Origin of the sequence: Leptospira bourretii (assembly GCF_004770145.1) — a bacterium.
In the GTDB taxonomy this organism is placed as follows: Bacteria; Spirochaetota; Leptospiria; order Leptospirales; family Leptospiraceae; genus Leptospira_A; species Leptospira_A bourretii.
The window spans coordinates 228,684-241,452 of record NZ_RQFW01000022.1 but is presented as its reverse complement, the minus strand read 5'-3'; the positions used below and the strand labels follow the sequence as shown (position 1 = coordinate 241,452).

Annotated in this window: 11 protein-coding genes; 3 read left to right on the top strand and 8 right to left on the bottom strand. The window is 37.6% G+C overall.

Annotated elements, in window-relative coordinates; translation table 11 throughout:
• Nucleotides 1–22 precede the first annotated feature (22 nt).
• From hisS to EHQ47_RS18320, 3 genes are read left to right on the top strand one after another with little or no spacing between them, the layout of a single operon-like run.
• A complete protein-coding gene (gene hisS / locus EHQ47_RS18330; protein WP_135748925.1) occupies nucleotides 23–1,336 on the top strand; it encodes a histidine--tRNA ligase in 1,314 nt (437 codons plus the stop codon).
• Entirely contained in the window at nucleotides 1,333–1,866 is a 534-nt protein-coding gene (locus EHQ47_RS18325) for a phosphatase PAP2 family protein (protein ID WP_135695338.1), read from the top strand. The genes hisS and EHQ47_RS18325 overlap by 4 nt, the downstream gene beginning before the upstream one ends.
• Entirely contained in the window at nucleotides 1,863–2,771 is a 909-nt protein-coding gene (locus EHQ47_RS18320) for a lysophospholipid acyltransferase family protein (protein ID WP_135777772.1), read from the top strand. The genes EHQ47_RS18325 and EHQ47_RS18320 overlap by 4 nt, the downstream gene beginning before the upstream one ends.
• A 63-nt stretch (nucleotides 2,772–2,834) precedes the next feature.
• Here EHQ47_RS18320 and EHQ47_RS18315 read toward each other — a convergent pair whose 3' ends face one another.
• From EHQ47_RS18315 to EHQ47_RS18280, 8 genes are read right to left on the bottom strand one after another with little or no spacing between them, the layout of a single operon-like run.
• Nucleotides 2,835–3,962, bottom strand: coding sequence for a Re/Si-specific NAD(P)(+) transhydrogenase subunit alpha (locus EHQ47_RS18315; protein ID WP_135777771.1), 1,128 nt, complete (start codon nucleotides 3,960–3,962; stop codon nucleotides 2,835–2,837).
• 1 nt (nucleotide 3,963) lies between these two features.
• Complete coding sequence (locus EHQ47_RS18310; RefSeq protein ID WP_135777770.1) at nucleotides 3,964–4,896, bottom strand: UDP-glucuronic acid decarboxylase family protein; 933 nt, start codon at nucleotides 4,894–4,896, stop codon at nucleotides 3,964–3,966.
• Between the two features lie 57 nt (nucleotides 4,897–4,953).
• A complete protein-coding gene (locus tag EHQ47_RS18305) occupies nucleotides 4,954–5,832 on the bottom strand; it encodes a M50 family metallopeptidase (RefSeq protein ID WP_244290406.1) in 879 nt (292 codons plus the stop codon).
• An 18-nt stretch (nucleotides 5,833–5,850) separates the two neighbouring features.
• Nucleotides 5,851–8,220: a PP2C family protein-serine/threonine phosphatase gene (locus EHQ47_RS18300; RefSeq protein ID WP_135777769.1), complete on the bottom strand. Its 2,370-nt coding sequence runs from the start codon at nucleotides 8,218–8,220 to the stop codon at nucleotides 5,851–5,853.
• Complete coding sequence (locus tag EHQ47_RS18295) at nucleotides 8,217–9,485, bottom strand: hypothetical protein (protein WP_135777768.1); 1,269 nt, start codon at nucleotides 9,483–9,485, stop codon at nucleotides 8,217–8,219. Before EHQ47_RS18295 ends, EHQ47_RS18300 begins: the two co-directional genes overlap by 4 nt.
• Nucleotides 9,482–10,636: a bifunctional glutamate N-acetyltransferase/amino-acid acetyltransferase ArgJ gene (gene argJ, locus EHQ47_RS18290; protein WP_135777767.1), complete on the bottom strand. Its 1,155-nt coding sequence runs from the start codon at nucleotides 10,634–10,636 to the stop codon at nucleotides 9,482–9,484. The genes EHQ47_RS18295 and argJ overlap by 4 nt, the downstream gene beginning before the upstream one ends.
• A gap of 52 nt (nucleotides 10,637–10,688) precedes the next feature.
• Entirely contained in the window at nucleotides 10,689–12,053 is a 1,365-nt protein-coding gene (locus tag EHQ47_RS18285; RefSeq protein WP_135695322.1) for a HAMP domain-containing sensor histidine kinase, read from the bottom strand.
• Nucleotides 12,046–12,720: a response regulator gene (locus tag EHQ47_RS18280; protein ID WP_135747282.1), complete on the bottom strand. Its 675-nt coding sequence runs from the start codon at nucleotides 12,718–12,720 to the stop codon at nucleotides 12,046–12,048. Before EHQ47_RS18280 ends, EHQ47_RS18285 begins: the two co-directional genes overlap by 8 nt.
• Nucleotides 12,721–12,769 lie beyond the last annotated feature (49 nt).

Here is a 12,769-nt window from a genome sequence, read left to right as displayed (position 1 = left end):
GCAGGTTCAATAGGGGCCAAAATTGAAAGAACAAAAACTAACAACAGAAAACTATAAGGGCACTCGGGATTTTTATCCTGAAGATATGCGCCTTCGAAACTATTTATTTTCGGTGATGAAAGATGTCGCCAGATCCTACGGTTATGAAGAATACGATGGCCCCATGGTGGAATCCTTGGATTTGTATAGAGCCAAAACCGGGGAAGAAATTGTAGGAAAACAGATTTATAATTTTATTGATAAGGGGGATCGTGAGGTTGCGATCCGACCTGAAATGACACCGACTGTTGCGAGAATGGTGGCAAAAAAACTGAGAGACCTTCCTCGTCCCATTCGCTGGTTTTCTATTCCAAATTTATGGAGATACGAACAGCCAGGCCATGGTCGTCTCAGGGAACATTGGCAATTGAATGTGGACATGTTTGGCGTGACAAGCCAGAGAGCTGAGTTAGAAATTTTATCCTTAGCATGTGATATTCTTTTTGCGTTTGGTGCCAAAAGAAATAGTTTTAAAGTAACAATTTCTCATAGATCACTCCTCGACGAATTTTTGTTAGACGGTTTGAAGGTGAGCCCAAATCAGGCTCATGAAGTTTCCAAAATTTTAGATAAAAAAAATAAAATTACGGAAGATGAATACGTAGCTCTTGTTTCGAAAACAATTCCGAATGATCCAACCGCAGTTTCAAAGATAAACTTGTTTCTTGCTGCCACTACTGCAACGCTTGGTCAAATTCCTGGAATCAAAGAAGAAACAAGAAACATAATTCAAACTTTGTTTGAGGACTTAAAAACCATTGGATTAGATGATATTGTATATTTCGATCCTTCGGTGGTAAGAGGTTTTGATTATTATACGGGTTTTATTTTTGAAATTTTTGATACATCTCCACAGAATAAACGTTCGTTATACGGTGGTGGAAGATATGACAACTTAATTGGATTATTTTCTAATGAAGAGCTGTCGGGAATAGGATTTGGTTTGGGTGATGTAACTCTTCAGAATTTTTTGACTGCACATGATTTGTTACCGAATTTTGCCAATGATTCCACTGTTTATATTCCTCTTTTAGATGAATCTTCTTTTGCAGAAAATCATAACTTCGCACGGGAACTTCGAAAAGAAAAGATTGCTGTCGAAGTGTCTTTACTTTCTCAAAAAATGGGAAAACAACTTTCCTATGCAGAAAAAAAAGGGTACCGTTGGATTTTACTTCGAGGCGAAGACGAAATCAAAGCGGGTACAGTCACATTAAAAGATATGGCTACAAGGAACCAATGGACTTCCTCTTTTGCTGAAGCGCTTCAAAAGATAAAAGAAGAGCTTTCTAAATGAATTTGATTTCTGCCATTGATTTAAAATTTTCGACTTGGATTCAGAAAAATCTCCACCATCCACGTATGAGTTGGATATTGTCTCGTGTCAACCGTGGAGAAATGTTTGCTCTTGTTTTGTTGCCACTTATGTTTTTAAGTGAACTATACAAACCAACGTATATAAGTTTACCATTTGTATTAGTATTTACGTATCTTACAGATCGTTTGGTTCTTGTTTTAAAAAAATATTTCGCTAGAAAACGTCCCCTAGTCAGTGTTATGGGAAAAGTGGATTCCAATCCAGATATGAAACATTCTTTTCCCTCGGCTCATAGTGCCAATTCCATTGTGGTATCGACTATATTGGTTTTTGCATTTCACGAAACCCCTTATTTCTTTTTCTTCAGTTTGTTTGCAGGTGTAGGTAGACTTTTAACCCTACATCATTTTGTGAGTGATATCGTGGGAGGGTGGATCATTGGTTTTGGAATTGGACTCTTGGCAGTTTTAGTTCACTATTATCTTTGGCCTTATTTTGTAACTTTATGAAACATATTGGATATTTCATTTCGTTTTTAATTGTTTATTTGTTTTATTTTCCATTTAAAGTTCTTCCGTATAAATGGTGTTTGGCGTATGGAATATTTTTAACCAAACTTATTTATCCTCTTGATAAAAAACATAGAAAGGTTGCTGCCGATAACATACGTTTTGCCTTTCCGGCTTATACAGAAGAACAAATCCAAAATTTAGTAAAGGCTCATTATCGTCATTTGGGTATCCTTCTTGCACATACACTTTGGGCGCCTCGGATGACAAGAAAGTGGTTGGACGAAAACTTAGTTATCGATTCTGAAAGTTTACAAATTGAAGAAGAAACTAAAAAACAAGGAGTAGGAGTGATTTTGATTTCAGGTCACTTTGGTACTTGGGAAATTTTAGTGCAGTTTTTAGGAATCAGAATGAAGGGCGGGGGAATTTACAAAAAAGTTAGAAATCCCTTTGTTGACCAGTTACTTCGTCGAATGCGTTCTAAAAATGGGGTAGTCCTTGTCCCAGTGCAAGAATCCACACAAGTGATTAAACTTCTCAAACAAGGCTATTGGATTGGCTTTGGTGCCGACCAAAATGCCGGTAAGGCAGGAATCTTTGTTCCTTTTATGAACAGACAAGCTTCTACTTTTGTTGGTCCCGCACTGATGGCTTACTTAACCGGTGCAAAAATGTTATACTATTCTGTGTTAGCTGGTGAAGGTGGAAAAGTAATTGTTCGAGTTAAGGATTTGGGTTTTGTCGATAAAAAACTCTACCCTTCCAAAGACGATGTGATTCGGCATTATACCGAACTTTGGACAAAAACTTTGGAAGAAGAAGTGAAGTTGTTTCCGGAGCAGTACTTTTGGGTGCACCGTCGTTGGAGAACCCAACCGCAAACCATCGAAAACAACCAGTAATGGAAAGATTAGAATCCTAAAAGTAAAAGTCTAATCTTTCCTACAATCTCAAATCTCTCGGAGTTATTCTCCGAGAAGTGCAAGTGTCGGTTTGTGACGAATCACCCCATTTTCAGCAATCATACATGCATTGATGATTTCGTCTTCTAAGTTGATGTTGAATTGTTTTTCTTTATTCACAAAAAGTTTTAGGAAGTTCACCATGTTCTTCGCATACATTTTACTTGCGTCCATTGGTTGTGTACTTTGAAGGTTGGAATTTCCAATGACTGTAACGCCTTTATAAACAATTGTTTTATCGTTTTCAGTTACTTCACAGTTACCACCATTTACAGCGGCTAAGTCGACAATCACAGAACCTTGTCTCATTTTATCTACCATATCTTTTGTGATGAGTAGAGGAGCTTTTCTCCCTGGAATGAGAGCTGTTGTGATAATGATATCTGCTTTCTCAGCATACTTTGCAATGGCTTCTTTTTGGCGACGTTGGTAATCCTCTGATTGTTCCACCGCATAACCACCAGTATTCGAAGCATCGGCTGCTCCTTCTACTTCCACAAATTTTGCACCAAGTGACATACACTGTTCTTTCACTTCTGGTCTTGTATCAAATACATCCACCACTGCTCCTAGTCGGCGAGAAGTAGCAATGGCTTGGAGTCCCGCAACACCTGCTCCGAGAATCAGAACTCTTGCGGGAGTGATGGTTCCTGCAGCAGTCGTTAACATTGGGAAAAAACGGCTATAGTTGGAAGCAGCAAGTAAAACTGCTTTGTAACCAGAAACTGTTGCCTGACTACTAAGAACATCCATTGATTGCGCACGAGTGATTCGCGGGATGGTGTCCATCGAGAAAATTTTGAAAGACGCATTTGCAATTTCTTTTACTTTTTTAGGGAAAGCAAGTGGAGAGAGTGTTGCAATATAGATTTTATCTTTTCCAATTTTTTTGGCACTGGCCTCATCCAATGTATGGATTGAAACAACAATGTCTGATCCAGATAGGATTGTATCTCTTGATTCTACAGTTGCGCCAACATCTTTATAATCTTGGTCGGAGAAAAAAGCATTGTCCCCTGCAGTTGTTTCAACGGAAACACTGAAACCTAACTTTTTAAGTGGGTCAACTACATCCGGAGTGATTGCCACTCGGTTTTCATAAGATGGTTCTTTGATTACGCCTATTTTCATTTTATACTCTTTTGCTAAAATATTCGATGGTTTTTTTTACGCCTTCCACTAAAGGGACGGTTGTTGAATAATTCAATTTCTCTTTCGCTAAACTTAAGTTTGGTTTTCTTCGGGTTGGATCATCTTGAGGGAGTGGAAGATAAATGATTTTTGATTTACTTCCTGTCTCTTTGATGACTAATTCAGCTAATTCCTTAACCGTAAATTCCCCTTCGTTTCCTAAGTTCACTGGTCCAATGAAATTTTCTGTGTTCATCATTTTAATGATTCCGCGAACTAAATCATCCACGTAACAAAACGAACGAGTTTGGCTTCCATCACCGTAAATAGTAATATCTTCGCCACGTAACGCTTGTACAATGAAATTGCTCACGACACGACCATCATCTGGGATCATTCTTGGGCCATAGGTATTAAAAATTCGGATCACCCGAATGTCTACTCCATGTTGGCGGTGGTAATCAAAACATAAAGTTTCGGCTACACGTTTTCCTTCATCATAACAACTTCGGATTCCAATGGTATTTACATTTCCCCAATAGGATTCTGTTTGAGGGTGTTCTAGTGGATTTCCATAAACTTCGGATGTACTGGCTTGTAAGATTCTTGCTTTCACTCGTTTGGCAAGACCAAGCATATTCATCATTCCTAAAACATTTGTTTTGATGGTTTTGATGGGATTACTTTGGTAATGTACGGGAGAAGCAGGACAAGCCATATTGTAAATCTCGTCTACTTCTAACTTGATGGGGTCCGTGATATCATGGCGGACTAGCTCAAAATTCGGATTTGCCAAAAGGTGTGTTAGATTTTCCTTTCGTCCGGTATGGAAATTGTCCAACACGATGATTTGGTTCCCTTCATTCAGAAGTGTTTCTGCAAGATGGGAACCGATGAATCCGGCTCCACCTGTGATAAGGATTCTTTTTGCCATTGAGATTCTATATTTATGAAGTCTGTGTCCTCGGCAAATGAAAATTTGCGTGAAGGCCTAGGGACTGTTGTCTTTGGGAGGGAAGTCTTGGAACAAATTGGGGGGCAAAACGATTCCACTTTCCGGATCGACCCCTCGTTTTTCCAACCAGAGTTTTGCTTCTGGAGAAAGATCTCCTGGGAAACGTTCAAAACTTTCTTCCATCGGTGGAAAATCATGTGATTCTTCGTGGCTGAGAGAACTTCGGAGGGACATAAATATGATCCCGATGCTGAGAAGAGACCAAAGGGTGGCGATCATATACCCGAGAACCACAACAACTGTCGGAACTTCCTGATTTTGTAGATCTTCCGGGCCAAGGCCGGCCATCCAGAAAGCAAGGATTCCCGCATCTGTTTCTGTCAGTCTTTCTGCAAAGTCAGAGAGATCATACAAAGAATAGAGAGAGATACTTGTACCTAAAAAAACTAAGGATAGGATGGAAATTGTTTCACCTAACATCCCTGTGACAAGAATTCCCACGCCCCAAAAGATTCCTGTGAGGTATGCAAGTTCCCCTAATTTGGAATATAATACACTGACAGAAATCAAAAACAAACCTAACAAAATCATTGTTTGGCGAGCATGACGTCCTTGAAAACCCAAACGCAGCAAAAAGGCACCGACAAGTGAGGAACCGATGTAGCCGGCAGAAACAACGAGGATAAAAGAACCACGAAAGGAAGCAGGCACTGCAATTGTTTCCCCACCTTCATTTCCATGGAGGGCGATTCCTTTGACTACTCCACCGCTAAATAAAGCTGCCGTGGCATGACAAATTTCATGAATGAGTACGACAAATTCTTTGAGATAAGAAGTGAATTGGTGGTCCCAAAACGCGACTAAACTCAAAATCAAAGAAAGAAAAATGACAAACTTAACCGGTTTTTCTGCCATCATCGATTTGAATATCGGCTAGTTGGGCGTAAAAGAAAGACCAATAAATGTAATATCATCCGATTGTTCGCGGTTCCCACGAAAATTTGTCATCTTGGTTTCCAATAATGTCGGAATTTCTTTTACGGTTTTTTGCGCATTGAAATGCAAAAATTCAATTAAAGTCTCTTCACCAAAAATTTCGTCTCTTTCGCTGAAGGCTTCTGTGATTCCGTCCGAATAAAGGAAAAGTTTTGTTCCGGGAAGTAATTTGAGTTCTTGGGCATGGTAATCGGTTTCTAAAATTCCTAATACTCTTTGAGTTTTGGAGTGTAATTTAATTTGTCCATCAGCTCGCATTTCGATTAACGAAAGGTGACCTGCATTTACATATTTAAATATATTTTCCTTAGAGTCAAAAATTCCACCGAGGAGAGTCATAAACTCATTTCCTTTGTAACGTGCTCGAAAAAACGAATTGATTTCACGAAATAATCCTTCGAGGGAAGTACCATTTCTAAGTTGTTCTCTCACTATACCTTTGATAGCACTGACTAAAAATCCCGTGCCGAGTCCATGTCCTGCAACGTCACCTAATAAAACGATCATTTTTGTTTGTGATACAGGGATGATGTCTAAATAATCTCCAGAAATTCCTACGGCTGGTTTGGAAATATAACCATAATCAATCCCTTTGACTTCGCTTGGCAAAATAAGTCGAAGTGTGTTGTCAACGATGGACGCAGTTTGAATGTCTCTGACAATTTTACGTTTTTGAATTTCATCTTCTAACAAACTATAGTTTTCGAGTAACATTCCTGAAATTTTTACAACTTCATTGATGAATTTAAGCTCTCCAATTGAAAAATACTTTTTATCTAATTTTTCTCCAATGAGAATCATTGCTTGGATGTTCTTTTTGTTAGAAGAAGAATCGTAAGCTGGAAATGCTAATTGAACATTTAATCCTTTTAGAAAGTTATACAAGGTTTCACGTAATCCAATTCCATATTCGAGATGGGAAGTAACAGTGACTCGATCTGTACTTTTGAAATAATTCCATATTTCCGATTGAGGAGAAATTCGTACGAAATTTATATTTTTTAAATCGGTACTTGCGAATTGATCTCCTGGAATCAAGATTATGATATTAGAAACGTTCACGGTTTCTTTTACCGTTCGATTGATGGTGAGGATTGTTTTTCGCATCGAAAGTGGAGAAGATAAAAGTGCGGTGATTTTATTAATCCCTTCGCTGAGTTTTGGATTTTGTTCAAAAAACCAATAATCAAATAATTCTTTCACTCGTAGTTTGAGTGGAATCAAATACGCAGTTACTAAAAAAAGATAAATAAGGTTGAATACCCATCGATCTTTTAGGTATCGAATGGGAAGAATATAATCCAAAATAAATATAGAGCCAATATATGTTCCTAAAATGATAGAAACTAGGATCAAAGTGACAATACTGGGAGTAAAAATTACCAATGAAGGGACAAAGGTGTAACGATACGTTCCGTAAAAAAAAGAAAGAATAAACAAAAGATAGGTAACGATAAAAAGAGATCTATGAACAAAAAACCAAGGGTACCCATCAAAAAAAAGAATACTAATAGGAAGAGCTACATAAAGAAGAATTGAAAAAACCAAAACAATTCTTTTGATCAGCGCTTCTTCTTGTGGTTTTGATTTGATGATATCGTAAACATTTGCAATAATATTGATTGAGCCAAATAAAACGGTGATAGCATGAGCCACTAAAACCACTCTTTCGATAAGCAACATATCGTATTTTTCTTGTGATGCGATCATTGCCATAATAAAAGAAATTAACACTTGAGGCAAAAGCCATTTTGAATTGATCTCTTTTCCGCGAAGCCTATAGATCAAATGGTATTGTAAAAAACTTCCTAAATATAAAGTTAACACAAATAGGAAAATCGAGTTATTAAATGTTAATACAAAAACATTGGAAAGAATGATCAGACCAAAATTAAAGAAAAAACCAAAGATCAAAGCATCTCTTGTGGAGTAATAAAAATAAACGGCGATGGCTAAACTAAAAAAGGCCAAAAATAAATCTGAGAAAAAGACTCCAAGAACATCTGTTTTACGAATCGTGGTTAGTTTGAAATTTTCTTCGTAAATTTCACCTTTATGGTCTTTGATATGTAAGGGAAAGGAGTCAATATTTGAGAAATCGGAAATGGATGCAAATTTTTCCAAATCTTCTTGGAGCACAGAGTTTCCCCAGTGGGTATGATTCTCTTCCCCAATATTGACAATGAGGCCGGATGGATAATGAAAAAAAGGAAGTCTTTTGGCGTTATTCTGAAACCCAATAAATGAAAATAGGAGAATCAAAAAAAACAAAAGAGAAGAAAGTATGGTGATGGCAAGTTCTCTCATTTGATTTCTGGCTCTTCAAAACTAAATTTGAGTACAGGTTCCCCTCGTTGTAGGATGATGATAGGCCCTTTATCCATATTGATCATATTTTTCCAACCCATACTCGCCACAACTTCTTCAGAATTTCTTGTTATGCGAAATTGTTTTCCTTCTTGAACTATATAAAGTTCAGAATATCCAATTTTTCCTATGATCATTTCGTAGTTTTCTTTCCAGTCTAACTTTTGAAAGGTGGATTGAATTAAAGATTTTATATCAGAAAATCCTTTTAAGATGCGAAGTCTTGATTGAGAATAAACCACACCTAAAATATAAGAAAGTATGATACCGATGTGTTGGTAAGATTTCCCTGCGTTTAGAATGACAAAAAACCAACTTCCATCCTCTACTTGGAAAAACTCAATTAAGTTTCTACTCGTTCTTTTAAAGGCAGTGATTTTCCAACCCAGTAGCTGTGGGATTGTCCCTGTTTCCAAAAGGTTTTGTACACGCACCGCATAAGCAGCTTCCTTTTGATACTTTTTGTTTTCTGAAATATGATAGGAAAGAATGTGATTGTGAATGGTTAGGGCAGATTGACCTGCGAGAAGTGACAAACTGTGAGTCGCATCCGCATTTGGAATGTTAGAAACCGCAATAAAACCAAATAGTTTCTCTCGGAAGATAAATGGATAAATATAGTTCGCATGAAGTTCCATAAAGTCATTGTTTATGTTTTCATGCGAATAGGTTTCTGCAACAGATGCCCCATTTCGTTTGCTTAGTAAAAAAGATTGAAAACTTGTTTTGACTGTGATGTCTTTTGTCGGACTTAATTTTTTTTGGCGGCCACGGAAGTAAGAGTGGAAAGCAAAAGTTCCATTGTGTGTGAGAACTGCCATTGTTCCCGAATGACTTCCTGTGATTTTCACCATATCGGGAAAAACGTTTTTGATCAATGCATCAAAGTTAAATCGTTTGATGGCCTGCCGGTAGGATTCTGCATCTTCTGTCAGATACTCTGATAAAAATCGAGTCCGAATATAACGTGTGAGCCTTTCGATGATGGGCAAATATAAAATCAGAGCAAAGGCACTTGTTAATAACAAAGCAAGTTCCAAATGATAAGACATCTGTTCTGGAATCTGCGATAAAATTAGGAAATAAGAAACATATACTAAAAAAATAAATAAAGTACGAGTAAAGATATTAGTTACCGAAAGTTTTAATTGATAACTTGAAGGTAAAAAATATTTAAATGCACTTTTGAATTTATTGGAATTCATGTTGTGTAATATGCGTTTTCCTGGATATATCCTTCGGTAAAATCACAACTCCAAAAAGTTTTTTGAAAAGATCCAGTATTTAGAATTACAGAAATATGAATTTCTTCATTTGATTTTAGATATTCGGCTAACTTTGTTTTGGTGTTATTGTCTGCACCTTTAACAGAGATTCCTCCTAATTGAATTTCTAATGAATCATAAGGAATTGGTTCATCAAACACCTTGCCGATGGCCATTACGAATCTTCCCCAATTGGGATCTCCTCCGTAAATGGCAGTTTTCACAAGAGGAGAATTAAGAATGGATTTTCCAATTTTTGTCACTTGTAAATCATCTCTTCCATGAGAAACTGTGAGTTCAATGAGTTTGGAAGCTCCTTCCCCATCACGGGCAATCATTTTGGAAAGGTCAGTGGCAATTTCTCTTAAATGAGATTCGAAAACATCATCGGCGATGGTCCCAAGAACTCCAGAACACATTAGTACTACTGTATCACTTGTAGAAGTATCCGAATCAATTGTGACACAATTATAAGTCACATCCACCACTCGTTTTAAGATTGTTTGTAGATCCCCTGATTCAGGAAGATAATCACAAAGGATATAAGACAACATGGTTGCCATGTTTGGCTCAATCATTCCAGCCCCTTTGGCAATTCCAAACATAACACCTTCACCTGCTTGGTTTGTGATCGTACGATAAGAGATTTTTTTACGAGTGTCAGTTGTCATGATAGCTTCTGCCACCTCTTCCAAATTCCCTGGTTTTAAATCTGCTTTTGCTGTAGAACAAGCGTTAAGTATTTTTTCAATTGGGAGAGGAACTCCAATCACTCCTGTGGAGGAGGGGAGGATGTCTTCTGTTGGTATACCTAAAGATTTACCAAGTTCCGTACAAATTTGGTACGAGTTTTGGATTCCTTGTTCTCCGGTTGCCACATTCGAATTTTTCGAATTGATGACAATGGCTTGTAAATACCCATCTTTGATATGGTCACGGCCCACGTAAATGGGTGCTCCAGGAAAATTATTCCTTGTGAATACGGCTGCCGCCTTACATCGATTTTCTGAATAAATAACTGCAAAATCTAAACTTGTGTCTTTGATCCCTATGTTTTTGCCGAAGGAATAAAATCCCAATGGAAACTTCATAAATAACCTACCGGATACCAATATTCTATCCGGTGATTTCTCTTACGAGAATCTATTTTTTGGGGAATTCAAAGGTGAAAATAGATCCGCCTTCGGGGTTCTGAGAAACGGATACTTCTCCTGAATGGAGTCTTGCGATGTGTTTTACGATGGAAAGTCCAAGCCCCGTTCCACCTTCTTTTCTGGAACGGTTGGTATCCACGCGGAAAAACCGTTCGAAGATTCGTTCAGCGTCTTCTGCGGAGATGCCAATTCCCTGGTCCACCACTTGGATTTGGTTTTTGTCAGCTGTAGAAGATGTCCTGACAATGACACTGGATCCTTCAGGGCTATAAGCTGAGGCGTTAGAAATTAGATTCACCAAAAGGTCTTCGAGTAGAAGCCGGTCTGCTTTCACACGAAAATCGGAAGGGATGTTTAAAACTAAATTTTGTTTTTTCTGGGAGTAAATCACACCCAAGGAATCGGATACATTTTTTACCAAATCAAACAGAGAAAACTCGGTCAGGTTTAAAACTGTTTTATGATTTTCCAATCTGGAAACTGTTAACATATCTTCTACAATCCGTATGAGTCGGTCTGTATTTCTGAGAATGGCGTCTAAAAATTTTCGTTCATTCGAATCTTGTGGAAGTTTTAATTTATATTCCAGAGTTTCTGCATAACCTTTAATCGATGTTATGGGAGTTTTTAATTCGTGAGAAGCATTTTGGAAAAATTGTTCTCGGATGAGTTGGTTTTGCCTATCTTCCGTGATGTCTGAGAGTACACCAATATAAAGTTGGATCATGGAATCAGATTTGATGGGATAAATACGAGCTGTATAGAAATGAAGTCCATCTTGGAACTCTGTTTTTCCTTCAACTCCATGATGGATTTTATCTTTAATGAAACTAAGGAGTTCCTTATTTTTGATGGCAGGAACGTAGTCTTTAAATTGGGAGTTTTTTTGAATTAAGGTGTCTGAAATATTACGATTTAAAAATAAAAATTTTTCATTTCGATCAATGGCAAAGACACCTTCCTTTAAGTTTTGTAATAAATAATTAAACTTTTCTTTTTCAACTGTTAGATCCAAAAATTGGACTTTGAGTCGTCTTGCCATTTCATTAATGGAAGAAGTCAGTGTTGCAAGTTCTCGAATGTCTGGTGAAGAAAGTTCAACACCAAAATCTCCTGCATTGATTTCTTTGGTTTTTTTCTCAACAGTTGCAAGCGGATCTGTGATTCGCATCGCAATGTTTGTGGAAATATAAAACGTACCGAAAATAGAAATTAAAACAAAACCAAATAGGATGAGTGGGCGTACAGCGGGTACAACTAAATCGTAAATATAAAACACACCCAAGGCCAGGGTCAGTAAAACAAGTAAGAGACCCCAGTTGAGTAAAAGTAATGTAGAAAAAAAACTACGCATCTCGGAATCGGTAACCGACCCCGCGAATGGTTTCTAATCTTTCTTTTTCAGAAAGTAATTTGTCCCGAAGCCGTTTGATATTTACATCAACAGTCCTGTCTGTAACAAAAACATCTTTTCCCCAAATTCGATCTAGAAGTTTGTCTCTTGAAAAAGCAACTCCCGGATTTCCAGCAAACAATTGTAAGAGTTTGAATTCGATTAAAGTAAGGTCAATCTCAGTGCCTTCTACAAACACTTTGTGTGCCGTTGGATTGATTTGGATTTTTCCCGTGGAAATGGTTCCTTGGACTTCTTGGCCAGGTTCCGAAGTTCTTCGTGTAACGGTTCTAACGCGAGCAACCAGTTCTCGGATATTAAATGGTTTGCGAATGTAATCATCGGCACCTAATTCAAGGCCAAGAACCACATCGGTTTCCCCAGTTTTTGCTGTTACCATTAGAATAGGAATGTGAGGGTATTTTTCTTTGATACGTTTGCAAAGATCCATCCCACCGATTCCCGGTAACATTAAATCTAAGATGATTCCATCGGGTAAGTGTTTTTCTAAACGTGGGAGGACTTCCATCCCATTATGACAAACTTCGGTCTGGAATCCTTCTTCCTCTAAATGGAATTGGATGAGTCCTGCAATGTCTTCTTCGTCATCTACAATTAGTATTTTCATGAATTAATCCAAACGTAACAGGGATTCATTACAAAAAGAATACAAAATG